Here is a 23451-nt window from a genome sequence, read left to right as displayed (position 1 = left end):
CACAGAGAGACTTAAGAACTGCAATTATATTTTAGATTTCCATCATATAATCAAGGCACTCACTCAATGCGTGAATTCAAAACTTGATTTTACTTACGGCAATACACCTCAGTGTGTGCGTGTGCCTCGCATAGCACTGTGTTTAGCCCTACTGCGGCGCATTCATTAACGGTCCGCCTGTGGAAATCAGTGGCTGTGTAATCTGGTTGCGCACATGGTTTGCGGCTGAAATGCGGCAAACTGGCGGAAGTCAGCAAGCTATGCCCGAGCACGAGCGCTCAAATTTATCGGGAGCATTTGTCTTATTCGGGCTCACACCCGTTCAATTATGTCCTCTTCCCCGCTCATGGCGTCATGAAGAGCAGCCGACACCCGCCCGCAAAGACCTGCGTACTCCGGTGAGGTTCTGAACGCATCATTGCGTTCAAGATGTGTATCAATCACCAGTTCGTCGGCGACACGCCCAGGGCGGGATCGCATGATTGCGATCCGCTCGGACAGGTAAACGGACTCAAATACAGAGTGCGTAACAAAAACGATCGTTAGATCAAATCGTTGCCAGAGATGCAGCAGATCATTGTTCAGCTTGAAACGCGTGATTTCGTCCAAAGCAGCAAAGGGCTCGTCCATGAGCAGGACCCTTGGCCGGGTCACCAGGGCACGCGCTATCGAAACTCTCATTTTCATGCCGCCGGACAATTCTCGCGGATAGCTCTCGGCGAACTGGCTGAGCCCGACCATCTCGAGGGCTTCTGAAATGTCCGCACGTGCTGTCTTCTCCGCTACGCGTTTCAGTCGCAAAGGCAAGCGGATATTTTCATAAACCGTCGCCCAGGGCATCAGCGTCGGTTCCTGAAACACGAAACTCAGATCATGCTCAAGCCTGTTTGCCGGTTCCTGTGGCCAGGTCACTTTACCGGCGCTCGGTTCTGCAAGGCCGGCGATGATGCGCAGCACCGTCGACTTACCGCAGCCGGAAGGTCCAAGAAGCGACAGAATTTCTCCCGGCCTGACGCTAAGACAGACATCATCCAGCGCAACGGTTCCATTCGAAAACGTTTTCGAAACGCCCTTCAGGGAGACAATGGCGGGATCTTCGGCAAGCTGACGCTTCATTTTCCGGTCACAAGTCACATTCAGACCGGGAATGCTTAAAGTGCGCGAAGCGCCTCTTCAACACCGAATATGCTCGCTCGCGCCGAAACTGCTCATAGCTGATGTGCATCCTGGTAAACGAAACCCAGATATGCCTGATATAAGGGAATGGCGCGCTCGTATTGGGTTACAGTGGTGTGTCGAAAATAGCGGACGTTTCTGGCCAACGCTTTGGCTCATGCCAGAAAAAAGACGGCCCCGAAAGGCCGCCTCGTTTGCTTGCAATATCAAGCCGCGGAACGATTCCGGCGCCAACCCATCAAGCCCAGAGCGCCGAGGCCGGCCATCAGGAAAGGAAGGGCTGCAGGAACGGGCACAGCCTGTATTTCGGCCACCAAAAACTCAGCAGTGTTGCCGCCCTTGAGCCGTGATTGCACGGAAAAGTCCAGCTGCGCAAAAAACGAATTGGCAGGTAGCACGCCGAGCGCTATCGAAATTGACTGAATGTCATTGTCGCCTGAAACACCCGGGTCGTTGACATCGGTGAAGGCTCCAAGCAGATCACCACCGCCATTGAAGACGGAGACTTGCTCCAGAAGCCGCGAGGGGTCGTTCACTCCTGCAAGGTCCAGATCCTGGAATGTCAGGTTCAAGACCGAAGCAGACGTCGTGCTCACGGAATCAAACCCCAGGAAGAGCGATTTCGTATCTCCATTCAGGGGAATGAGAAAACCGATACAGTCTGGTCCAAGTGTACAGGCACCAGTATCAACGACTGTTCCTGAAAACGGCGTACCGAGAATATCATTCACCTGGAAACCGACCGAGCCGGCATTTGCCGATGTTACGAGACCGAGACTCAGCAGTCCGGCCGCAAGTATTTTTTTGCACATGATCGCACCTTCTGAAATAGGCGTTAGCTTAAGTATGCCGCTATTCAGAAGATGCGCACGACAGCGATTATTCTCAATTGAACACTGATAGATTTATTTTCAAAAACATGTGAAATTGTTCGATTTTCAGATGACTTACAAAAGTATCACGTAATATTTACTCATTAACTGCTTCGTTGATAGTCGAAGTTATTCAATTTCCCGTGTGTAGCAAAACATCTGTTACCCTGCTCAAAAGAGCGATCTTACTGACTGGTACATCAGCGTGCTTTGACGCGGTTCAAATTGTCGTAAGATGTCGAGGCGAAAAAATGCATGAAAAGACGCGGGCCTGCGGGGCGGCAATTTCGAAGATGGTGCGGGCGACGGGACTCGAACCCGTACAGCCTAGGGCCGAGGGATTTTAAGTCCCTTGTGTCTACCAGTTCCACCACGCCCGCTTGTTCCCTCACCTATCCGGCCTTGCAGAAATTCGCAAGCGGCGGGCAATGCTTTTGGTAAATTCGGCAGGAAGTATCCACGGCAGCCTCATTTTGGCGAAACGGCATTTGAAAATAACGGCGCCGGGCGGTATGTGAACAGGGAGGACAAAGAAAAAATGTGCCCGCTGCAATACCCATCCTATATTGCGCAGACAGCGCCAATACCGAGACGTGATAACCCATGGTCAGCTACATCGATGCTGCGGAAGCTCCGCTGAAAAATACCGGTCAGGTGAGATTGTACGGACCGGAAGATTTTAAAGGCATGATGCGCGCCGGTCAGCTGACGGCCGCCTGCCTTGATGAACTCGCAGCGATCGTAAAACCGGGTACGACCACACAGGAAATAGACGATTTCGTCTACCAGTACGGGGCTGATCACGACGCGCTGCCTGCAACACTCAACTACCGGGGCTATACAAAGTCCTGCTGCACATCCATCAATCACGTCGTCTGTCACGGCATCCCGAACACCAAGGCATTACGCGAAGGCGACATCGTCAATATCGACGTTACGTTCATTCTCGACGGGTGGCATGGAGATTCAAGCCGGATGTATCCGGTTGGACAGCTCAAGCGTGCCTCCGAACGGCTGATCGACGTAACTTATGAATCCCTGATGCGCGGGATCGCGGCTGCCAAACCGGGCAATACCACCGGCGACATCGGTGCGGCGATCCAGACCTATGTCGAGGCGCAGCGCTGCTCGGTCGTTCGCGATTTCTGTGGTCACGGCCTTGGCCTTTTGTTTCATGACACGCCCAACATCCTGCATTACGGCCGTCCGGGCGAAGGTGTGGAACTGAAGCCCGGCATGATTTTCACGATCGAGCCGATGGTCAATCTCGGCCGTCCGCACGTGAAGGTTTTGAGCGACGGGTGGACAGCCGTCACCAGGGACAGGTCGCTCTCCGCACAGTTCGAACATTCCATCGGCATCACGCCCGATGGTTGTGAAATCTTCACCACGTCGCCAGGGGGCATACACAGGCCCGGACGCCCCAACGACTAGACGCAGCGAGAGATCAACAGGTGGCGGAAAATCCGGACGCTTCCACGGCGGCGCAGGACAATAAGGGGCATCGCCAAAGACTTCGGGAGCGGTTCCGGAAGTCGGGAGAGAACAGTCTCGCAGACTACGAGCTTCTGGAGTTCCTGTTGTTTTCCGCGTTACCGCGCCGGGATACCAAGCCGATTGCAAAAGCGATGCTTCAGCGGTTTGGATCGTTCTCGGCCGTCCTGGCGGCACCGCGCGAACGGCTGCGGGAAATATCAGGCCTTTCAGATGTAAGCATCGACACCATAAAAGCCGTTCACGCAGCGATTGCCAGGTACCATCGCGCTGAACTGAGTGAGCGACGACTGCTCGATTCCTGGTCGAAAGTCATCGAATACCTCCAGGCTTCGATGGAACTGAGCCCGGTTGAACAGTTCCGCATATTGTTCCTCGACAGGAAAAACGGATTGATCGCGGACGAGGTGCAGCAAACCGGAACCGTAGACCATACACCTGTCTACCCGCGTGAAGTTATCCGCCGCGCGCTCGAACACTCCGCGACAGCCCTTATACTTGTCCACAATCATCCATCCGGAGATCCGACCCCGTCCCGCGCGGATATTCAAATGACTAAGAAGATCGTCGAAATTGCAAAGCCGCTCGGAATTGAAGTGCACGACCACATCATTATCGGCTTGAGAAACAATGTAAGTCTTCGTGGTCTTCAACTGATTTGAAACCAAAAATACAAATTTCTTGTTGGCAGTTTTCAAAGGAAAGTCTGCACTTTATGCCTCAATATTGAAACATATCGAGGTTTGTTACAATTTTACCGTTATTTTACTAATATCTTGGGAGCATTCTTTAACCTGCCTGTCTGATACTCGGCCCACATCAACTGGGCCTTTGCATGAACAGATCAATCAAAAACTCCGGTGGGCACATCGCAAGCGCGATCATTTTCCCAATGCTGATCGTAGTGATGACGTCCGTAGCAACAATCTTCGGGCTGATGAACTGGTCGGCGCGACTGTCTGACGAAGCAGCCGAGGAATCGCAGCAAAAGCTTCTCGCCGGCGCCGTGCAACTCTCGCAAAACTACATATCCAAAAAGCAAACCGGTGTGGTCATCTGGGATGAAGCTTTCCACGCCGTGAACGATCCTGTTCCCAATGAAAACTGGATCCGCAACAACATGATGAACTGGCTCTCCAGAAATCATGGCTTTACGAGATCGGTCCTGGTTGATTCAGAATTTGATGTCGCGTCGGTGTATGCACATGACGAAAAAAGCGACTGGATGACTTCGAAGGTGCTGGATGAATTGCGGCCTGCCATCGCCAAAGTCCGTGCGCGTTACATCACATCCTTCAAGAAGACCCCTTCGGGCCTCTTCCGTTTCATGCCGCAAAACGGCGACACACACCTGTCGATCGCTGAAACCGGCGTGGTGCCGCTGACCGGCGAACCCTTCATGTTCACGGCAGCAGCGGTCGTTCCTCAAATCCAGTCGGTCTTTGCCGACAGGCAGCCGCCGGCGGTGCTGGTGAGCATGATCCCACTGCGCGGCCAGAAGCTCGCCAGGATCTCCGACATGTCCCGCCTCGACGGGTTTGTGTTGGCAAACGAGCAGACGGACAGAAGCGGCGTCGGCACCTATCAGCTGAAATCTCCCAGAGGTGAGAACATTGGCGTCATCGCCTGGCAGGCCAGCCGCCCGGGAACACAGATGCTGGAGCGCATCAATCCGTTTCTTGCGGTTGCGGCGTTCCTGATTGCCGCCGTGGTCATTGCAGTGACCATGTTCACCCGTCAAATGACCAAGCGACTTGCGCGAAGTGAAGCCAAGGCTGTTCACGCCGCCAGCCACGATGCGCTTTCTGGCCTTCCCAACAGGTCCAGCTTCCAGGCTCTCCTGACAAATGCGCTTGAAGATGGCGACCGGAATGGCACAAACACGGCAGTCGTCTATATCGACCTGGACCACTTCAAGGATATCAACGACACCCTCGGTCACTCCGCAGGTGACCGGGTGATCGTCGCCGTAGCAAACCGCCTCAAACAGGTTCTGCCTAGAAATGGCGTCGTCTCGCGCATCAGCGGCGATGAGTTCGCCATGGTCATCAGCAAATGCGAAAACGACGAGTGGCTGGAATACATTCTGGATCAGGTCCAGGACGAAATAGCCCGGCCGGTCAAGGTCGGCAGCCGCGAGATTTTTGCCAGTCTCTCAATGGGAGCGGCCGTTGCGCCCAAGGATGGGAAGAACCCGGACGAATTGTTGCGAAAGGCGGACATCGCGCTCTACGACGCGAAGGAGAACGGAAGGAACCGCAGGTCCTTCTTTGAGCCCACAATGGAACATCATGTTCAATCGAAGGACGAGATGTCCCGCGAACTCAGGCTCGCACTTCGAAATGACCAACTGGATCTGGCCTATCAGCCGCAATCCGACACGGATGCAAAGAAAATAGTCTCGGTGGAGGCGCTTGCCCGCTGGACCAAACAAGACGGAACCGTCGTGCCGCCGTCCCAATTCATTCCGGTCGCAGAGGAAACGGGGCTCATCAACGATCTCGGCATCTGGGTTCTGAACAAGGCCTGCGCACGCGCGCATGACTGGCCGGGTGTCGTTGTCTCGGTCAATGTGTCTCCGAACCAGTTCAAGCATCCCCGATTTGTTGAAAAGGTCATGGCCATACTGGCGGCAAACGACCTGCCGCCGCAAAGGCTTGAAATCGAAGTCACCGAAAGCGTGTTTGCCGGGCGCGACGATTCCGTTCTGAATGCGCTGAGAAGACTGAAGGGCCTGGGGGTCAAGGTGGCCCTGGACGACTTTGGCTCGGGTTACTCCAGTTTGAGCTATCTTCGCCGGTTCCCATTCGACACACTGAAGATTGATCGTGACTTTGTATCCGACATGAACGGGAATCCGGAAGCGGAGGCAATCCTCGTCTCGATCATTCAGCTCGGCAAGGCACTTGGAATGACGATCGTTGCCGAAGGCATTGAGACGATCGATCAGATCCGCTTTCTCCAGGTTCACGATTGTCATCGTATGCAGGGCTATTTCATTTCCAGACCGCTCACCAGCGTCGCCCTGAGCAAGTTCCTGAAAGACTTCCATAACGAGAATTCGGAAGAACTTGCAGGAAGTTTCGAAGCAAAGCCCCGGGCTGCGGAAGGCTGAGAGAGCCGTCTGTCAAATGACGGGCCGCCTGAACTCGGCTGTAAAGTTCGAAAAACTCTGAAAGGGCTTGTTTCGCGCCCGGACAAGCCAGCCCGAAGGGTCGGCAGATGCCGACCTTAACCCTTCACGGCCGTATTCGGTGCGCACCATGTCCTTGAACCACGCAACATGCTGAAGCTGGCGCCGTTCAGACAAATCGCCATTTTGCAGATACGCATGATGGGAGGCGGCATGCGCGATCAGCTCCGCAATTCCGGATCCCGTCTGTGCGGAAACCTGAACCACCGGCACATTCCACGTGGCGCTGGATTGCCGACTGAGCGATAGTGCGCCCGAGACATCTGATGCCGCCCTCCTCGCCATCGCTCCAAGATCGGATTTCGTGACGGCGACGAGATCGGGCAGCTCCATGATACCCGCCTTCATGAATTGAAGACTGTCCCCGGAGCCTGGCTGAATACACAACAAGACGGTGTCCGCGACCTGTTTAAGATCTCCTTCAGATTGACCGATACCGACGGTCTCAACGATCACAAGGTCGCAGACCGCTCTCAGAACCGAAATTGCGGCAACGGAATGATCGGAAAGCCCACCCAGGCGACTGCGCGCAGCCATCGAACGGACAAAAACGTCGTCGTCGGAAGGGTCCGTCTTGAGCCGGGTGCGATCGCCCAATAACGCACCGCCCGTGATCGCAGATGACGGGTCTACCGCGAGCACAGCAACCCGCTTTCCCTCAGATCTATAGGCCTTGATCAGGGCATCGGTCAGGCTTGATTTGCCGACACCTGGCGGTCCGGTCAGCCCGAAGACGTGGCCCACGGCACCCTTGCAGGCGCTGTCAAGGAACAGTGCCGTTTCGGTCTCTTGCGCGTGGGTTTCCAGGCGGGTCAGAACCCGCGCCAGCAGACGCTTGCTTCCCGCACGCAACTCCGCCAGTGATGGAAACCCGCTCAAGATAGAACCTCGCAAGGTGCCGGGAACTGCAACTGGTCAGGCCGGTTTGCCATGTCTCAGAGCTGATTGTGCCGCAGCCAACTTGGCGATCGGAACCCGGAACGGCGAACAAGACACATAATGGAGCCCGACACTTTCACAGAACGAAATGGAGGCTGGATCTCCGCCGTGCTCTCCGCAGATGCCAAGTTTTATGTCTTTGCGGGTCGACCGCCCCCGTTCCACACCCATCTTGATCAGCTCACCGACACCATCCGGATCGAGCGAGACGAACGGATCCTGTTCCAGGATCCCACGGCTTTGATATGTGCCGAGGAAAGATGCCGCGTCATCACGGGAAATTCCGAAGGTCGTTTGGGTAAGATCGTTCGTCCCGAATGAAAAGAACTCTGCAGATTCAGCGATTTCAGCAGCCTTCAGGGCTGCACGGGGAAGCTCAACCATCGTGCCGATCTGATAGGTCAGTTCCGTGCCGGTTTCTTCGGTGACCGCCCTGGCCATGGCCTCGATACTCTTCCGGACGTGGTCCAGCTCGCCCTTGAGACCGACCAGAGGAACCATGATTTCCGGCACCACTGGAGCACCCGTCGTCTTTGCAGCCTCGACGGCCGCTTCAAAAATCGCCCGTGCCTGCATTTCAGCGATTTCGGGATAGGAAACCAGCAGCCGGCATCCGCGATGGCCGAGCATCGGGTTGAATTCCTCAAGCGCAAGCGCCCGGTCTCTGAGACGTTCCGGATCGGCTCCCATAGCCCTGGCGACTTCACTGAGTTCCTCTTCAGATTTCGGCAGAAACTCATGCAAGGGCGGATCGAGCAATCGGATGGTGACCGGCAAACCGTGCATGATTTCAAACAGATCCTTGAAATCCTGACGCTGCATCGGCAACAGTTTTGCAAGCGCAGCACGACGGCCATCTTCCGTTTCGGCCAGGATCATTTCGCGCACGGAAACGATCCGCTCGCCCTCGAAGAACATGTGTTCCGTCCGGCAAAGCCCGATACCTTCCGCGCCGAATTCCCGGGCGACCTTCGCGTCCTGGGGTGTCTCCGCGTTTGTGCGCACATTCATGCGGCGGAAAGTATCGGCCCAGCCCATCAGCGTACCGAAGTCGCCCGAAAGCGTGGGTTGCAGCATTTTGACTTCGCCGGAAAGCACCTGTCCTGTAGCGCCATCGATTGTAATGACATCGCCTTCTTTCAGCTGGCGCCCGCCAGCGTTTATCACGCCGTTGCGATAGTCGATCCGCAACATTCCGGCACCCGAAACGCAAGGTTTGCCCATACCGCGGGCAACAACGGCGGCATGGCTGGTCATGCCTCCGCGGCTGGTCAGAATACCTTCAGCAGCATGCATGCCGTGAATATCCTCCGGGCTTGTCTCGACGCGAACCAGTATCGTCTTCCGTCCTTCAGCCTTTGCCTTTTCCGCTTCGTCGGAGGTGAACACAATCGCCCCGGACGCAGCGCCCGGCGACGCCGGCAATCCGGTCGATACGATATCGCGTTCAGCCGACGGATCGATGGTGGGATGGAGCAGCTGATCAAGAGCGCCGGGCTCGACGCGGCCGACGGCTTCGGCTTCGCTCAACACGCCTTCGCCGACCAGGTCGACGGCAATCTTCAGTGCTGCCTTGGCCGTCCGCTTGCCGGCACGCGTTTGCAGCATCCACAACTTGCCCTTTTCAATCGTGAACTCAAGGTCCTGCATGTCCTTGTAATGGGCTTCCAGCTTAGAACAGATCGTCTGGAATTCCCCGAAGGCCTCGGGCATCAGAGCTTCCAGGGACGGACTGGAAGAGCCCGCCTCGATCCGGGCTTTTTCCGTTATGTCTTGTGGTGTGCGAATGCCGGCAACGACGTCTTCGCCCTGCGCATTGACCAGAAACTCGCCATAAAGCGCATTCTCGCCGGTAGAAGGGTTCCGCGTGAATGCAACGCCTGTTGCCGAACTCTCGCCCATGTTGCCGAACACCATCGCCTGGACATTCACTGCCGTGCCCCAGCTGCTTGGAATGTCATGGAGACGCCGATAAGTGACTGCGCGTGGCACCATCCAGGAACTGAAGACAGCGCCGATAGCGCCCCAAAGCTGTTCCTGCGGATCCTGCGGAAATGCTCTTCCTAGCTCTTCTTCCACCAGTGCCTTAAATTTCTCGATAATGCCAAGCCACGCGTCGGCGTCGATTTCCGTGTCGAGCGAAAGTTCATTCCGCTCCTTGTAGTCCTCCAGGATTTCCTCGAACTCGTGATGATCGAGACCGAGAACGACATCCGAGTACATCTGAATAAAACGGCGGTAGCTGTCATAGGCGAACCTGCGATCGCCTGCTTCCTTTGCAATCGCCTCGACTGTCTCGTCGTTCAGTCCGAGGTTAAGCACGGTGTCCATCATGCCGGGCATCGAAACCCTTGCTCCCGAGCGAACCGAAACAAGGAGCGGGCGTTCGAGGTCCCCAAACTTGCGTCCGGTGGCGGAGCCGACCTGATCGAGCGCCGCCGTTACCTGCGCCGCGAGCTCATCCGGATAGCTTTTTTCGTGCTCGTAATACCAGGTGCAGACCTCCGTCGTGATGGTAAATCCGGGCGGAACCGGTAGGCCGAGGCTGCTCATTTCAGCAAGATTGGCGCCTTTTCCTCCAAGCAGATTGCGCATCTCCGCTGCACCGTCTGCCGCACCATTGCCGAAACTGTAGACCCACTTGGCCATTTGATATTCTCCTCGCGTGGCTCCGGAGACGATACGTCCCCGTCATTTTTTGCGCCGCACATTCCTGCTACGGCAAAGAATAGTCTTCAAGTCCTTTTTGGTCGAAAGCCGCATTGTTTCCGCCCGTTACGAAAGATTTCCAACGGCGGGCAAAATCAAAAGGATTTAAACCCTCAGAAAGTTTCGTGGACGCCTTGCCGCACAGCCTTAAAGACGCCATTCTCAAGGGCAATAAGCGAGATGCTTCTGCCCATCGATCGAATTGTGCGAGGAATAATGACAAACTTGGCCGGTGCCGTTTCCCGGATGGACTTCAAGAATTCCAGGTTGAAGGCTCTAGCCCTGGTAAGCGCCATAGCGCTGACACCCGTTTCCGCGATCGCTGAGACAGATTCAACATCTCAGGTCTTCGGCACCCCGTCCAATTTGCCGTTGACACTCTCCGGCAGCTACCTGTCGGGCCGATTGGCAGGGTTCCAGAAAGACTACGGTCACGCGGCTGCTTTCTACGAAGAGAGCCTCGCCGCCGATCCGACCAACACGATGCTTCTTGAAAGGACATTTCTTCTGAAACTCGCCAATGGCGAAGTTGACGACGCGGTCCACTACGCAAGCGAATTGGAAAAAGCCGGTCTGAAGAACTTCCTGGCCCAGTTGACGCTTGGCGGGCAACGTATTGTGGAAGGCAGTTACCCGGAAGCAGATGAAACGCTTGCAGCCGGTCGGAATGGGCCACTTGCGCAACTGTCCGTAGGCATCTCCCGCGCCTGGTCTCTCTATGGCAGCGGCAAGATCGACGAAGCCCTGACCATCATCGACAATCTTCAGGGCCCCGACTGGTTCGGGGTCTTCAAGGCAACGCACAAAGCGCATCTGCAATTTGCGGCAGGACGTAACGAAGACGCGCTGAGAACGATCGAAGGTGCCTACGCGCTCGATCAGGCGGCAATCCGTGTCGTGGATGCCTATGCACGAATTCTTGCGGCAAATGACCGGAAGCAGGACGCCATTGCTGTCCTTGACCAATATGACGAGCAGTTCCGCGGCCATCCCAAGATCGAACAAACAAGGGCGTTTTTGGAGAGCGGAGAGGTCATTCCGCCGATGGTGAGCGATCCGGCTCAGGGCATGGCGGAAATCCTTTACGGTCTGGGTGCCGTCATTGGACGTGATGGCGGCGAGGAACTATCGACATCCTACCTGCAACTTGCGCTTCATATGGATCCGAATGCCGAGTTTGCTGCGATCGCGCTGGGAAGTGTTTTTGAACGCATGGAACAGCCAGAGCGGGCCATAGACGCATTCATGCGCGTGCCCGACGACAGTGTCCTGAAACGCGAAGCCGAAATTCAGGTCGGGCTGAACTATAATGCCCTGGAAAAGATCGAAGAGGCGCGCGAGCACCTCGAGGTCTTGATCACTGCTGACCCGTCGGACCTTGAAGCGGTCATTGCCCTCGGCAACATCCTGCGGTCCCATGAAATATATGACGAGGCGGAAGTCGTTTACTCGCAAGGCATCGACACGATAGCCGAGCTCGAGCCGCAACATTGGCTCCTGATGTATTTCCGCGGTATCAGCCGGGAACGTCTTGGAAAGTGGGACATTGCGGAAGCCGATTTTCGCAAGGCGCTTGAACTAAACAACAACCAGCCGCTTGTGCTCAACTACCTGGGATATTCGCTCGTCGACCAGGGCCTGAAGCTCGATGAAGCCCTTGAGATGATCAAGACAGCCGTCGAGCTGCGCCCGACCGATGGATACATCGTCGACAGCCTCGGATGGGTCTATTACAGGCTCGGCCGCTTCGAAGAAGCGGTGAAAGAGCTTGAGCGTGCCATCGAACTGCGCCCCGCCGACCCCGTCATCAACGATCATCTTGGCGATGCATACTGGAAGGTTGGCCGTCGCAACGAAGCGCGGTTCCAGTGGAACCACGCACGTGATCTCGGCCCAACGGAGAAAGATCTTCCGAAAATTCTCGAAAAGATCGCCAACGGCCTCCAGGATACGCCGGCGACAGACGCTGCAAAAGCGGACAGCGACAAGAACGGCGGGTGACGCCGGACACCATGACCACTCCAGAGAGAGCGCATCCCCGGGCAGAGCTTGCCCGGGCGAAGGTCAATCTGGCGCTTCATGTCACCGGCCGGCGTCTGGACGGGTACCACCTTCTGGATTCGCTGGTGGTCTTTCCTCAGATCGGCGACAGGCTTGCAATAGAGGCCTCTGATACGCTGCAATGCACAGTCGAAGGCCCGTTTGCACACGATCTTGACGGCCCGCCTGAAAGCAACCTCGTGCTCAAGGCGGCAGAACTTTTTGCTGAAAGCGCCGGACTTTCCGACTTCAAGATCAAACTGACGCTCAGCAAACGCCTGCCGGTTGCTTCCGGCATTGGCGGCGGCTCAAGTGATGCCGCGACTGCCTTGCGTTTGCTGCAGGAATTTACGGGCGTCTGTCTCCCGGACAACCAACTCCATCAGCTCGCCCTAAGGCTCGGCGCTGATGTGCCGGTCTGCCTCAACGCGCAACCCCGGATCATGCGCGGCATCGGGGACAAGTTGCTGCCCGCGCCGCGATTGCCAAAAGGCGGGATCGTTCTCGTCAATCCCAAGGTCGATGTTTCTACTCCTGAAATCTTCAACGCATTGACGCAAAAAGACAATCCACCCATGACCGGACTGCCGGACAGTTTTGAAGCTCTTGAGACGATGGTTGCGTTTCTGAAAGAGTGCAGGAACGATCTTCAAATACCGGCGATCGATCTTTGTCCCGTTATCGGCGAGACGATTACCGCCCTGCAATCCGACGAACGCGTGCTTTTGACGAGGATGTCAGGATCTGGCGCCACCGTGTTTGGCCTGTGCGACGAGACTGTATCCATGGACGTCGAGCGGTCCTTGCGCGTTGCACACCCTGAATGGTGGATCGCGTCGGGCGCGGTCTCCTGAAAAGGCGCCCGGAAACGCGCAACTGTGCCACACGAAAGTGTCGTGCCGCCGCTCACACAGTCGGTTTTGCCAAAGAAGCGCGCAGCTATTAGCTCACACGCGCAATACAAAATGCCACAGCGTCCGCCAAGGCATCGTTGTGATGACCCGGCGGGAGCGCGTCCAGCGCCCTGAGCGCCTTGTCGCCATACTCGCGCGCGCGGAGAACAGTGTCGCTGAGCGCATCGTATTTCTTCAGAAGCTCGATCGCCTGTTCGAGATCTCCGTCCTCGACCGCTTCGCCTTCTATGCAGCGTTTCCAGAAAGCCCGGTCTTCATCGGAACCGCGTGCGACGGCAAAGACCACCGGCAGCGTTATTTTGCCTTCGCGGAAATCGTCGCCAACGTCCTTGCCAAGCTCTGCGGAAGACCCGCCATAGTCCAACGCATCGTCAACCAGCTGGAATGCATAACCAAGCTCGAGCCCATAGGTACGGGCAGCCTGTTTCATTCCCGCGTTTTGCGACGCAATGACCGGACCCACCTCAGCAGCAGCTGCAAAAAGTGCCGCTGTCTTGGCTTCAATCACCCGTAGGTAGTCGGCTTCGGACGTCGCGATGTTCTTCGCAGCTCCCAGTTGGAGCACTTCGCCTTCGGCGATCACGGCGGATGCGGATGAAAGAATATGTAGAGCCTCAAGCGAGCCCACATCGACCATCATCTTGAACGCCTGTCCGAGAAGGTAGTCACCGACGAGAACACTTGCCTGGTTACCCCAGAGCTTACGCGCGGCAAGCTTACCGCGGCGCATATCGCTTTCATCGACGACATCGTCGTGCAGCAAGGTCGCCGTATGCATGAACTCGACGCTTGCGGCCAGGGTGACGTGCCCGTTGCCCTGATATCCGAAAATATCCGCGAATGCGAGCGTCAGCATGGGCCGCAGCCGCTTGCCACCGGATGAGATGAGGTGCTTGGCGATCTCCGGAATCAATTCCACATTGGAGCCCGCTTTGGAAAGAATCAGCTCATTCACTTCGGTCATGCCCGGGGACACTAGGTCCACAAGCGCCTGGATACTTGGACGGCGCGACTGACTGTCAGAATATGTTGCGACAACGGCCACTTATGGCACTCCCTGAATATTTGTGCGGACAATATGGTGCGAACGCGTCCGGGGCAAGACGCCAGTCAGTTGACAAACTGTTGAAATGCCACAATCAGCTGATTTTGCTGTAAACCAGCTTGAAGGGGTGTTTATGCCAAGCGCCCGCCTTCAAGCCGCTAAGCCCGGAAAACAAATGGAAGAACTAGTCCGAACCAACGATCCCGTCCTCATTTCCTTTCTGGAATCCATCCTTGAGGAGGCTGGAATCAAGCATTTTGTCGCAGATGGCAATATGAGCATCATGGAGGGCTCCCTTGCGATGATCCCGAGGCGCATATTGGTGGATGCGGACCAGATCCAGAAAGCGCGCAGCCTCGTGCGGGACGCCGGACTGGAGCATGAACTGCGTCCTGAGAAAGACAACTTCTAAGATGAGCGGGTCCCAACCCGGTGGACAGGACGGTGTGACGCGTGATGCGTTTCTGGGCGGGCAGGTTTACGTCTACCAACCGAAGAAGGGAAGACACCGCGCTGGTCTTGATGCAGTCTATCTGGCTGCTGCGCTACCCGAAGGCACAACCGGCCGCATCGTTGATCTCGGTTCCGGTGTCGGAACAGCGGGATTTTGCGCCGCCACCCGCCTGCCCGGCGTGACCGTGACCCTGGTTGAAATTGATGAAGCGGTGCTGGCCCTGGCGAAAAAAGCACTCGACGATCCTGAGAATATGCACTTCAGAGACCGGGTCAGTCTGTTGCATGCCGATGTCACTGCTAAGGGTCGCGTTCGTCATGCAAGCGGCCTGATGCCGTCGATGGCGGATCACGCGATCATGAACCCGCCCTACTATGAGGCTGACAGATTTCGCGCGTCGCCAAACTCGGCACGGGCCGATGCTCACATGCTCGATGAACGCGGTCTTGAACCCTGGGCGAAAACCGCCGCGGACATCGTGAAGGAAGGCGGCAGCCTCACAATTATCTTCCGCGCCGATGGCCTGCAGGAACTTTTGGGCGTTCTTCAGGGCCGTTTCGGATCGATCGATGTTATTCCTTTGCGCCCGCGCCCCGACGCCGCGGCGACGCGCGTGCTTGTCCGCTCCATTCGGGCAAGCAAGGCACCCATGCGACTGATGCCCGGGTTCGTCCTACACGAAGGTGCCGGGTCGGACTTTACCGAACAGTCGAGAAGCATCATGCGCGATGGCAGGGGCCTGGAGCTTTTGACGCGCTGATACCAGCTCTCGTCAGTGAACCAGAATCTCTCCGTCGGCATATCTGAAATCGACGGGGTCGATCAGATTCTGGTGTGCCACCCGAACCGAGTGTATCCGCCCCTCGATTTCTCGTTCCCAGAATTCAAGAAACCTTGTCAGCTCGGGAAACTGCGGTGCCAGGTCTTCCGTCTGCCAGAGAAAGCTTTGCAGAAACTTTGGATGGTCGGGCAGTCTGTAGAGAATCTCTGCCGTCAACAGGCCGTATCCAAAGAAGCGTTTTTCAAAGTCTGAGCTGGTGTTCATGCCAATCCTTTCTTTGTCGCAAGAAAAGAGTGTCACGGATCACCGGTTAACCAAATCCGACTTTCTGATAATTCTTGTTTACAAACAGAACTTTAGCAGCGCTCTTGAGTGGCTGCTAACACCACACCATAGCCCTGCAAAGAAACCTTATTGCGTCTGAATGGTGGTCAGGTACCCCAAAAACGCATCGATGTCATCAGGTTCGAATGCAAATTCCGGCATGTTTTCATGCGCGGTTACGATCCCTTCCGCCAAGGGTTCCTCGAGACTTTCCAGCGGATACAGTTTCGACAACTCTCTAAATGCGGGCGCACCGTCCTGTGCGCTCGAATCCTCAGCTCCCACCGCGTGACACATCGCACAGTGAATCTCGGCCAGCTCAAGACCGGTTGCCACGCTCGCCGGATCGGTCGGATACGCACCGTCAGAAGCATTGGCCGAACCTGTCAATGCCGCGAGCATTGCGAAAACGAGACCTTTATTCAGAATCGCCAAGGCGTTATGTCTCCCTTGAATAATGATCCCGTTTTATAGATGGTTGGCGCACTCAATCCCATTAGGGCTATCACGTGGGTCCTGCTCACCGGTCTACTTTGGTCCGGGCTGACCTGACCGCTCTGCTGCCTATATTATGTGCGAATTGTTGAACGCCTGGAGGATCTATGACATCGACACCCCTTCCCGCATCCATCGACGATACGCTTAATCTCATGGATCAGGCGGGATATGTCGCGGACAGATCGCTGGCAACTGTGCTCCACCTTGCGCTTAAGATGAAACGGCCACTGTTTCTGGAGGGCGAGGCCGGCGTGGGAAAAACAGAAATCGCCAAGGTGCTGTCCGAGACACTTGGCCGCGACCTGATCCGCCTGCAGTGCTACGAAGGTCTGGATATCGCATCAGCAGTCTACGAGTGGAATTATCAGGCACAAATGGTTGAAATCCGTGTCGCGGAAGCGGCGGGCGAAACAGAACATGCGGATTTGTCCAAATCGATTTTCGACGAGCGTTTCCTCATCAAGCGCCCTGTCCTCCAGGCGCTGGAACCATCCCTGAACGGAGCGCCGGTCTTCCTCATCGATGAACTCGACCGGGCCGACGAAGCATTTGAAGCCTTCCTCCTTGAGGTCCTGGCGGACAGTCAGGTGTCCATTCCCGAGCTCGGGACAGTCAAGGCCGATGAGCCCCCGATCGTCATCATCACCACGAACCGCACCCGCGAGATACATGACGCGCTGAAGCGGCGTTGCCTGTATCATTGGGTCGATTATCCGAACGCTGAGCGCGAGTTGGAGATCGTCAGACGCAAGGTCCCGGGGGCCTCGGAACGTCTGGCACACGAAGTGGTCGCCTTCGTGCAGAGACTGCGCGCTGATGAAGATTTGTTCAAGCAACCGGGGGTCGCTGAAACACTTGATTGGGCGACTGCGCTCTCCGAGTTGAACGAAATGGCGCTCGACCCCGATCTGGCATCCGACACGCTAGGCGTCCTGTTAAAATATCAGGATGATATTGAACGCGTACGCGGCTCGAAAGTGCGGCACATGATCGACGAAATTCGCAAAGATATCCCTCAGGCCCAGTCTATGCCGGCGGTCTGACGCTGTGGTTGTTTCCATGCGGACCTTTTTCGCTCGAACGCGCAGCTGTACCGGTGCAGCACGTCCCCTGAGGACTACACGAATTAGCGCGCTCCTGAGGTCATTGGGCCTGTGCTTCGGTTACGAACCGTCCTCAGAACCGCAATTGGGAGGCAGCGTTGCAGGCTCCTGCTGAAGTCCGCTCCAGGATTACCGACAATATCGTCTATTTTGCTCGGACGCTTCGCAAGGCCGGTATGCCCGTCGGTCCGGCGTCCGTAGTCGACGCGGTCAATGCGGTCGAGGTTTCGGGCATAGAGAACCGCGAAGATCTTTATTGGACGCTGCACGCTGTCTTTATCCGCAAGCGTGAGCACAAGGTCCTGTTCGACGAAGCATTTCGGATTTACTGGCAGAGCCGGGGCCTGATCGAAAAGATGCTCTCCATACTCTCACCGGTCGCCCCACCCAGGGGTGCTCCGGAAAAACCGAAAGCCGGGCAGACCCGCGTGTCACAGGCATTCCAGGCAGCCAAGGAACGGGTTGCGGAAGAGACGGTCCCGGAAATCGAAATCGACGCCAAGTTCACGGTCTCCGGGAAGGAACTCCTGCAAAGCAAAGACTTCGCGCAGATGACGGCCGAGGAAATCATCGAGGCGAAACGGGCTTTGCGGGCGATGGCCCTGCCCATGGACAAGATCCGGCTCAGGCGACTGACACACGCGCCAAGAGGCCGGATTGATCCACGCAAAACCTTGCGGGCATCCATGCGCGCCGGAGGTGAAATCATCGACCTCAAATTCCGCAAGCCTGCCGAAAAACGCCCTCCCCTGGTCGCGCTTTGCGACATTTCGGGTTCCATGAGCCAATACTCCCGTTTGCTTTTGCATTTCCTTCACGGCGTCATTGCCGAACGCCGCGACGTACACACCTTCCTGTTCGGGACGCGGCTCACAAATGTCACCCGTCAATTGCGCATGAAGGATCCCGATGAGGCGCTAGAGGCCTGCTCCTCAGGCGTGGAAGACTGGTCCGGAGGGACACGTATTGCCACGGCGCTTCACGAGTTCAACATGCGCTGGTCGCGGCGCGTTCTTTCGGGAAAACCAACGGTTCTCCTGATCACCGACGGGCTGGAACGCGATACCGACGAGGATCTGGAGCGGGAAATCGACCGCCTCCACAGATCCTGCCGGCACCTGATCTGGCTCAATCCGCTATTGCGGTTCGAAGGGTTCGAGGCAAAGGCAAAGGGCATTCGGGCAATGCTGCCGCATGTCGACGAGTTTCGCGCCGCCCATTCGCTGGACGCGGTCGCTGACCTCGCGGCCGCGCTTGCCGGCAATCGCTCGAAATCGCCGGCCAACGATCCAAGAAAGTGGGTATGAAGGCGCCTCAGCTGTCTTTCCGGAAAAGAATTGTGCCGCGCTGGTTGATCAGCAGCACTTCTCCAGACACCGGATCAAGATAGACTTCAACGCGCTGGCCCTGCGGAGTTGTACCGTAGACTTCCCAGCAGCCGCCGTCTTCCTTCATTCTGCGCACCTGCCAACCTTCTCCGATCAGCTTTTCAGTCACCTCGTCCTGAGTGAGCCAGGATGACCTTTCCGTTGGCGCACACTCGTAAAGCCCTGTGGCGCAGGCCGGGAATGTGAAGACGCACATCAGCAAAGATATTGCGGTATGAAGTGTGAGGTTCATGACGTCGTCCTTTCGTTTTGAAGGCGTGTCTTTCAGGCAGGTGCCGATGTTGACCCGGTCAGATAGGTCCGCTGGATCCGATAGGCCTCCAGGAGCAATAACGGCACGAAATGCACCAGGGCCGGGCCGAATTCGTTATGCACGAACATCCAGTGAAGCAGTGTCGCAACAGCTGCCAGGTAGACAAAGCGCTGCAACGGCTTCCAGCGACGGCCCAGCAGACGCATGGACGCATCGTTCGACGTCAGAGCCATCGGCAAAAAGATGAAAAACGCAAGCCAGCCGGTCCAGATACCCAGCGCCCAGAATTCTCCGAGCACCGCCTGCAACGAGCCCATGTCGATGAGATAAAGAATGGTGTGCGCCGCGGCGTAGGCAAAAGCTGCAACGCCGAAGTACCGGCGGCGGCGAAGCATCCAGAACCAGAACTTGTTCTTCGGAAACATCAGCCGGAACGGTGAAATGATCATGGAGATGATCATGAACCTTGCGGCGAATTCACCGGTCGGATGGAGCAGGAATTCGGTTGCCGGGCGTCCGTCTTCCGCAGCTGTTCCGCTTGTCAGCGCCAACACCATCGGTATCGACGGCAAAGCCAGAAGCCCCCAGATGAAAGCCCTGGAATTCGCTACATTCAAGACACCCATTGCCCTATCCCGCCGTCCGTTGACCCGACCTTAAGTCAACTGAACGATACCGGGCATGTGTCGCAATCCTATCCCTGGAAAGGTCCTGATTTGTCGCAAGATGTAACAGGTGAGCACATCCATGACTCAATATCCCACCGGCACCGCGTTGGGGCACGCGGAACCGGTGGGGTCTTTCGCTGGGCCGGAGAAGACCCGGCAATCACTATAGTTTCAAACTTTCGAAACTAAATGCGGCATGCTGTCCCTGGATATGCTTGGCAGCATTTATGGCAATGCCACCACTTGCGTCCTCACACCCACCCGTTGATACAGGTCTTGGATGTCGTTGTTCGCCATGCGGATGCAGCCGTAGGAAACGGCGCGCCCGATTGAACCCGGTCTGTTCGTGCCGTGGATGGCATAATTGCCATTGGAGAGCGTCATCGCGGCCGCTCCCATCGGATTGTTCGGCGCGCCCCCTTCGATCACATTTGGCAGATGCGGAAAGTCGCGGCGGACTTCAGATGATGGCGACCAGGCGGGCCTGATGAACTTCGCGGTAATCTGCGCGTGTCCTGTCCATGCCTTGCGTGACTTGCCCACAGCGACCTTGTAGCGAATGGCGCGGTTTCCACGAAGAACCAGATAGAGCCGTTTTTCCGAATTTCTGATGACAATTGTGCCAGGGCGAAACCTGTGGTCGGAGAAGCCGACAAGTTCAGCTGCCGAAGCGGTGGCTTGCAAGCTGAGGACGATACCCAGCGCAAGCATCAACGACGTTATCTTCAAACGGGACCCTGAACGCATGAAATTTCCCTGGTTTTGAAGGGAAAATACCGCGTGACCGCCCTTGAAAGAAGGCTGGCGCCGCTACTTTCTTACAGAAAGGTTAATGCACATGTTGGCACATCACGCCGGATCACCTTCGTTGCAGCAGAAGACCCGAACGCCCTTTTGCTCCGTAAAGCGATTGTGTCTGGCGCTTTCACTGTGACGGCCGTCACTGGGGTTCAGTGCCCAATACACCGATACTTCGGAAGGTCCACGGCCATCGGAAAAACGTCAACCAGACAAATGGATCGTTTCCACCAGCCGGGTGTCCCTGAGATCTTTAAGAGGAATTTTGAAATGCTATCTATTCGATCCAAACTTTCCGGCGTGCTGGCAGCGTGTGCGGGCCTTGGCATGTTGTTTTCGCTGGCAGTTCCTGCCGCAGCCGGTTCCATTTCCGGCACCTATACGCTTTCGCCGTCCAACATTGACACCGGTTTCTCCGTACGTGTCCTCGGTGGCCGCCCGGTAACCGGCGCGTTCAACAAGGTCTCGGGTAAGATGATCCTCGACCAGAAGCGGCCTGACAAAAGCCGTGTCAACGTTACGATCGATCTGTCCAGCGTCAGCACGAATAACGACAAGGTAACAGGCTTCCTGAAGAGTTCCGCCATGTTCAATGTCGCCAAATATCCGACTGCAATATTCCAGAGCACCCGGATACGCATCACAGGCAAATACTCCGCAGAGGTTGAAGGCGTTTTGTCCCTGCGCGGCAAACGGCAACGCACCAAACTGGCTGTAACCATCACAGGCAATCAGGGTAACGGCCGTGTCGGGTTCGAAGTTTCGGGCGGCTTCTTCCGCTCTCTTTACGGCATGGATGCCGGACTGCCGATCTATGCCGACAAGGTGAACATCAAGATCAGCGGGAGTGGCCGCCGCGGCTGATAAACTTCTTTCCGAAATCAAAGAGTGCACGTACGCCTCGCGGCGGCGTGCTCTTTGTTTTTGACCCATAAGAAACACGCATGGTGCAACTCACTTCAGTCTTGGGGTCCCGTCGCGCCACTCGTAAATCACGAAACCCGGCAGATTGCTGTCGCCGTTTTCGTCAAATTCCAGAGCTCCGAGAACCGTTTCGAAGGTCCCTGTCGAAAGGGCATCGGCGACCGCCTCGTAGCCGGTATCTCCAGCGGCATTTGCTGCCTGAGCCCATGCCTGAACGGCAGCATAGGTTGCAAGCGCGTAGCGGTCCGCGGATTTCCCCGCGTCTTCAAGCTCCTTGATCACGCCGGCACTCTCGGCAATGTCACGAGGGTCGAGCGGATAGGTTAGTAGCGTCCCGTTACCGGCGGGACCAGCAACGGCAACAAACTCTTCTGTCATCAACGCATCGCCCGAAACGAGCACCGCATCCAGACCTTGCCGATCCATCTCAAGCTTGATCAGGCCCGCTTCGGGATGATACCCGCCAAGATAGACGACCCCGACATTCTCCAGACCAAGCTGCGAGACCAGGTAACGGTAATCGTCTTCGCCCGCGTCGAAGCCGAGCGAAAGGCTCTCGGACTTACCAAGATCGTACATCACCGATTTGACTGCGTCGGTCAGCCCTTTTCCATAGGCCGTCTTGTCGTGAAGGATTGCGATCCTGTCTCCCGCATGATTTTCAGCCAGAAACCGTCCGGCCACCCGCGCTTGCTGGTCGTCCCGCGGCGCAAGCCTGAAAACGCCTGCCCCCGGTCGCTCGTCGGTGAATTTCGGCAATGTGGTTGCCGGCGATATCTGGACTATCTCTGCTTCTGCGTAGACCTCGCTCGCCGGAATAGACGCGTTGAAGCAGAAATGCCCGGCAACGAAAGCGACATTCTTGCCGATAAGCTGGTTGGCAACCGCAACAGCTTTGTCGGCGTCGCAACCGTCGTCGGCAATTTCCAATGTCAGCATTTCGCCGTTGACGCCTCCGGCGGCATTGACATCGGCCACCGCCAATTCGGCACCAGCAAGCATTTGCGCGCCAAGATCCCGAAACTGGCCATCCATCGGCCCCGCGATGGCAATCGGAATGTCCGCCTGCGCCGAGCAGGTCAAAAGACCGCTGGCGCATAGCGCAACGCCGACTGTGATTTGGCGAAAGGTCATCCGGCACTCCACGGCATCCATAAACACGCGTCCATCCCTATCGTTCAACGGCGGAAATCTCAATCCGGGCAAACAAATTGAACGACGGCAGACGCGTGTCCCTCGGGTATTCAAGGCCTATTTGCTATAGGCAAGGCAAAGGCAGGTGTCTAAACTCAGGCCACATGCAGGATGTCAGTGATTCCGCCGCCCGCGCAAGGAGCAGAAGCCATGTCACAACCCGTTTCTGAGCAGGGCCGGCTGCCGCTCGAACCGCAGAGTTTCCGCGAGGCGATGAGCCGCATCGCGGCGGCGGTGCATGTGGTCACGACCGACGGCAAGGCAGGCAAGCTCGGGGCGACGGTGTCCGCTGCATGTTCCGTGAGTGACGACCCGGCGAGCATCCTGATCTGTCTCAACCGGCAAACGCGCATGCATGACGCGGTTCTGCAAAACAGGTGCTTTTGTCTGAACACGCTGAGCGATGATCACCAGGAGATCTCGGACACCTTCGCCGGGCGGGACAAACTCGAAATGGCGGAACGCTTTGCGAAAAGCGCGTGGACAAATCTGGCGACCGGCTGTCCGGCTCTCGACAGCGCCCGGCTCAGTGTCGATTGTGAAATATTCTCGGTAACGGAAATGGGTACGCACTCGATCATCGTTGGGACGGTGGTCGATCTGCGCATGACCGATCCCGGCAAGTCGCTTCTTTATGTCAGGCGCGGCTACAAAAGTCTCGACACCTGAGAAGCGAAAGCCCAA

General features: G+C 56.5%; 22 protein-coding genes and 1 tRNA gene. 11 read left to right on the top strand and 12 right to left on the bottom strand.

Going from position 1 to position 23451, the window contains the following annotated elements; all coding sequences use genetic code 11:
- Window positions 1-312: 312 nt before the first annotated feature.
- The 3 genes from Q0915_RS06945 to Q0915_RS06935 all read right to left on the bottom strand — a co-directional run bounded on the left by Q0915_RS06945 (window position 313) and on the right by Q0915_RS06935 (window position 2428).
- Window positions 313-1116: an ABC transporter ATP-binding protein gene (locus Q0915_RS06945; RefSeq protein WP_299481203.1), complete on the bottom strand. Its 804-nt coding sequence runs from the start codon at window positions 1114-1116 to the stop codon at window positions 313-315.
- Between the two features lie 266 nt (window positions 1117-1382).
- On the bottom strand, window positions 1383-1988 hold the full coding sequence (locus Q0915_RS06940; RefSeq protein WP_299481200.1) for a VPLPA-CTERM sorting domain-containing protein: 606 nt from the start codon (window positions 1986-1988) through the stop codon (window positions 1383-1385).
- 354 nt (window positions 1989-2342) lie between these two features.
- Window positions 2343-2428 (bottom strand) — tRNA-Leu (locus Q0915_RS06935).
- 223 nt (window positions 2429-2651) lie between these two features.
- Between Q0915_RS06935 and map the strand changes: the two genes are divergently transcribed.
- The 3 genes from map (at window position 2652) to Q0915_RS06920 (ending at window position 6657) form a co-directional block, all read left to right on the top strand.
- Entirely contained in the window at window positions 2652-3482 is an 831-nt protein-coding gene (gene map / locus Q0915_RS06930; RefSeq protein WP_299481197.1) for a type I methionyl aminopeptidase, read from the top strand.
- A 20-nt stretch (window positions 3483-3502) separates the two neighbouring features.
- A complete protein-coding gene (radC, locus tag Q0915_RS06925; protein WP_299481194.1) occupies window positions 3503-4204 on the top strand; it encodes a DNA repair protein RadC in 702 nt (233 codons plus the stop codon).
- A 173-nt stretch (window positions 4205-4377) separates the two neighbouring features.
- Window positions 4378-6657 (top strand): bifunctional diguanylate cyclase/phosphodiesterase, encoded by a 2280-nt coding sequence (locus tag Q0915_RS06920; RefSeq protein ID WP_299481191.1) that lies wholly within the window; start codon window positions 4378-4380, stop codon window positions 6655-6657.
- A gap of 12 nt (window positions 6658-6669) precedes the next feature.
- Here the strand turns inward: Q0915_RS06920 and meaB are convergent, their stop codons facing one another.
- Together meaB and ppdK are read right to left on the bottom strand one after the other, a co-directional pair.
- Window positions 6670-7614, bottom strand: a complete 945-nt coding sequence (meaB, locus tag Q0915_RS06915) for a methylmalonyl Co-A mutase-associated GTPase MeaB (RefSeq protein ID WP_299481188.1) — start codon at window positions 7612-7614, stop codon at window positions 6670-6672.
- A gap of 36 nt (window positions 7615-7650) precedes the next feature.
- On the bottom strand, window positions 7651-10323 hold the full coding sequence (ppdK, locus tag Q0915_RS06910) for a pyruvate, phosphate dikinase (protein ID WP_299481185.1): 2673 nt from the start codon (window positions 10321-10323) through the stop codon (window positions 7651-7653).
- 276 nt (window positions 10324-10599) lie between these two features.
- Between ppdK and Q0915_RS06905 the strand changes: the two genes are divergently transcribed.
- Window positions 10600-12384, top strand: coding sequence for a tetratricopeptide repeat protein (locus Q0915_RS06905; protein WP_299481182.1), 1785 nt, complete (start codon window positions 10600-10602; stop codon window positions 12382-12384).
- 11 nt (window positions 12385-12395) lie between these two features.
- The gene (locus Q0915_RS06900; protein WP_299481179.1) at window positions 12396-13277 is read left to right on the top strand and encodes a 4-(cytidine 5'-diphospho)-2-C-methyl-D-erythritol kinase; all 882 of its coding nucleotides are present in this window, start codon (window positions 12396-12398) and stop codon (window positions 13275-13277) included.
- 88 nt (window positions 13278-13365) lie between these two features.
- Here the strand turns inward: Q0915_RS06900 and Q0915_RS06895 are convergent, their stop codons facing one another.
- Complete coding sequence (locus Q0915_RS06895; RefSeq protein WP_299482139.1) at window positions 13366-14301, bottom strand: polyprenyl synthetase family protein; 936 nt, start codon at window positions 14299-14301, stop codon at window positions 13366-13368.
- A 256-nt stretch (window positions 14302-14557) separates the two neighbouring features.
- On the opposite strand from Q0915_RS06895, the gene Q0915_RS06890 reads away from it, so the two are divergent.
- Both Q0915_RS06890 and Q0915_RS06885 read left to right on the top strand, forming a co-directional pair.
- On the top strand, window positions 14558-14794 hold the full coding sequence (locus tag Q0915_RS06890) for a DUF2007 domain-containing protein (protein ID WP_299481177.1): 237 nt from the start codon (window positions 14558-14560) through the stop codon (window positions 14792-14794).
- Between the two features lies 1 nt (window position 14795).
- Window positions 14796-15596 (top strand): methyltransferase, encoded by an 801-nt coding sequence (locus Q0915_RS06885; protein ID WP_299481175.1) that lies wholly within the window; start codon window positions 14796-14798, stop codon window positions 15594-15596.
- A 12-nt stretch (window positions 15597-15608) separates the two neighbouring features.
- Here the strand turns inward: Q0915_RS06885 and Q0915_RS06880 are convergent, their stop codons facing one another.
- Together Q0915_RS06880 and Q0915_RS06875 are read right to left on the bottom strand one after the other, a co-directional pair.
- The gene (locus Q0915_RS06880) at window positions 15609-15881 is read right to left on the bottom strand and encodes a Usg family protein (RefSeq protein ID WP_299481173.1); all 273 of its coding nucleotides are present in this window, start codon (window positions 15879-15881) and stop codon (window positions 15609-15611) included.
- A gap of 147 nt (window positions 15882-16028) precedes the next feature.
- Entirely contained in the window at window positions 16029-16376 is a 348-nt protein-coding gene (locus tag Q0915_RS06875; protein ID WP_299481171.1) for a cytochrome c, read from the bottom strand.
- 167 nt (window positions 16377-16543) lie between these two features.
- On the opposite strand from Q0915_RS06875, the gene Q0915_RS06870 reads away from it, so the two are divergent.
- Both Q0915_RS06870 and Q0915_RS06865 read left to right on the top strand, forming a co-directional pair.
- Window positions 16544-17482, top strand: a complete 939-nt coding sequence (locus Q0915_RS06870) for a MoxR family ATPase (protein ID WP_299481170.1) — start codon at window positions 16544-16546, stop codon at window positions 17480-17482.
- A 158-nt stretch (window positions 17483-17640) separates the two neighbouring features.
- Window positions 17641-18849 carry a VWA domain-containing protein gene (locus Q0915_RS06865; RefSeq protein ID WP_299481168.1) on the top strand — a complete coding sequence of 403 codons (1209 nt, stop codon included), beginning with the start codon at window positions 17641-17643 and terminating at the stop codon, window positions 18847-18849.
- 7 nt (window positions 18850-18856) lie between these two features.
- Here the strand turns inward: Q0915_RS06865 and Q0915_RS06860 are convergent, their stop codons facing one another.
- The 3 genes from Q0915_RS06860 to Q0915_RS06850 form a co-directional block, all read right to left on the bottom strand.
- Window positions 18857-19162, bottom strand: a complete 306-nt coding sequence (locus tag Q0915_RS06860; RefSeq protein WP_299481166.1) for a PepSY domain-containing protein — start codon at window positions 19160-19162, stop codon at window positions 18857-18859.
- A gap of 32 nt (window positions 19163-19194) precedes the next feature.
- The gene (locus Q0915_RS06855; RefSeq protein ID WP_299481164.1) at window positions 19195-19809 is read right to left on the bottom strand and encodes a ferric reductase-like transmembrane domain-containing protein; all 615 of its coding nucleotides are present in this window, start codon (window positions 19807-19809) and stop codon (window positions 19195-19197) included.
- 267 nt (window positions 19810-20076) lie between these two features.
- Entirely contained in the window at window positions 20077-20562 is a 486-nt protein-coding gene (locus Q0915_RS06850; RefSeq protein ID WP_299482136.1) for a L,D-transpeptidase, read from the bottom strand.
- Between the two features lie 357 nt (window positions 20563-20919).
- On the opposite strand from Q0915_RS06850, the gene Q0915_RS06845 reads away from it, so the two are divergent.
- A complete protein-coding gene (locus Q0915_RS06845) occupies window positions 20920-21513 on the top strand; it encodes a YceI family protein (protein WP_299481162.1) in 594 nt (197 codons plus the stop codon).
- Between the two features lie 90 nt (window positions 21514-21603).
- Here Q0915_RS06845 and Q0915_RS06840 read toward each other — a convergent pair whose 3' ends face one another.
- Entirely contained in the window at window positions 21604-22707 is a 1104-nt protein-coding gene (locus tag Q0915_RS06840) for a branched-chain amino acid ABC transporter substrate-binding protein (protein ID WP_299481160.1), read from the bottom strand.
- A gap of 210 nt (window positions 22708-22917) precedes the next feature.
- Here Q0915_RS06840 and Q0915_RS06835 point away from each other — a divergent pair, with 210 nt between their 5' ends.
- On the top strand, window positions 22918-23436 hold the full coding sequence (locus Q0915_RS06835) for a flavin reductase (protein ID WP_299481158.1): 519 nt from the start codon (window positions 22918-22920) through the stop codon (window positions 23434-23436).
- The last annotated feature ends 15 nt before the right edge of the window (window positions 23437-23451 follow it).

Origin of the sequence: uncultured Roseibium sp. (assembly GCF_947494555.1) — a bacterium.
Lineage (GTDB): Bacteria > Pseudomonadota > Alphaproteobacteria > Rhizobiales > Stappiaceae > Roseibium.
Note: the sequence above shows the minus strand (reverse complement) of the source record. Positions and strands in the feature narration are given on the sequence as shown.

Excerpts from the sequence above, each read along its gene's own strand:
- Q0915_RS06945 (WP_299481203.1), bottom strand. The coding sequence starts at position 1,116 with ATGAAGCGTCAGCTTGCCGAAGATCCCGCCATTGTCTCCCTGAAGGGC.
- Q0915_RS06860 (WP_299481166.1), bottom strand. The coding sequence starts at position 19,162 with ATGAACCTCACACTTCATACCGCAATATCTTTGCTGATGTGCGTCTTC.
- Q0915_RS06890 (WP_299481177.1), top strand. The coding sequence starts at position 14,558 with ATGGAAGAACTAGTCCGAACCAACGATCCCGTCCTCATTTCCTTTCTG.
- map (WP_299481197.1), top strand. The coding sequence starts at position 2,652 with ATGGTCAGCTACATCGATGCTGCGGAAGCTCCGCTGAAAAATACCGGT.
- Q0915_RS06895 (WP_299482139.1), bottom strand. The coding sequence starts at position 14,301 with ATGACCGAAGTGAATGAGCTGATTCTTTCCAAAGCGGGCTCCAATGTG.
- Q0915_RS06880 (WP_299481173.1), bottom strand. The coding sequence starts at position 15,881 with ATGAACACCAGCTCAGACTTTGAAAAACGCTTCTTTGGATACGGCCTG.
- Q0915_RS06840 (WP_299481160.1), bottom strand. The coding sequence starts at position 22,707 with ATGACCTTTCGCCAAATCACAGTCGGCGTTGCGCTATGCGCCAGCGGT.
- Q0915_RS06900 (WP_299481179.1), top strand. The coding sequence starts at position 12,396 with ATGACCACTCCAGAGAGAGCGCATCCCCGGGCAGAGCTTGCCCGGGCG.
- Q0915_RS06845 (WP_299481162.1), top strand. The coding sequence starts at position 20,920 with ATGCTATCTATTCGATCCAAACTTTCCGGCGTGCTGGCAGCGTGTGCG.
- Q0915_RS06905 (WP_299481182.1), top strand. The coding sequence starts at position 10,600 with ATGACAAACTTGGCCGGTGCCGTTTCCCGGATGGACTTCAAGAATTCC.
- Q0915_RS06870 (WP_299481170.1), top strand. The coding sequence starts at position 16,544 with ATGACATCGACACCCCTTCCCGCATCCATCGACGATACGCTTAATCTC.
- Q0915_RS06940 (WP_299481200.1), bottom strand. The coding sequence starts at position 1,988 with ATGTGCAAAAAAATACTTGCGGCCGGACTGCTGAGTCTCGGTCTCGTA.
- ppdK (WP_299481185.1), bottom strand. The coding sequence starts at position 10,323 with ATGGCCAAGTGGGTCTACAGTTTCGGCAATGGTGCGGCAGACGGTGCA.
- Q0915_RS06920 (WP_299481191.1), top strand. The coding sequence starts at position 4,378 with ATGAACAGATCAATCAAAAACTCCGGTGGGCACATCGCAAGCGCGATC.
- Q0915_RS06855 (WP_299481164.1), bottom strand. The coding sequence starts at position 19,809 with ATGGGTGTCTTGAATGTAGCGAATTCCAGGGCTTTCATCTGGGGGCTT.
- Q0915_RS06835 (WP_299481158.1), top strand. The coding sequence starts at position 22,918 with ATGTCACAACCCGTTTCTGAGCAGGGCCGGCTGCCGCTCGAACCGCAG.
- Q0915_RS06885 (WP_299481175.1), top strand. The coding sequence starts at position 14,796 with ATGAGCGGGTCCCAACCCGGTGGACAGGACGGTGTGACGCGTGATGCG.
- Q0915_RS06850 (WP_299482136.1), bottom strand. The coding sequence starts at position 20,562 with ATGCTTGCGCTGGGTATCGTCCTCAGCTTGCAAGCCACCGCTTCGGCA.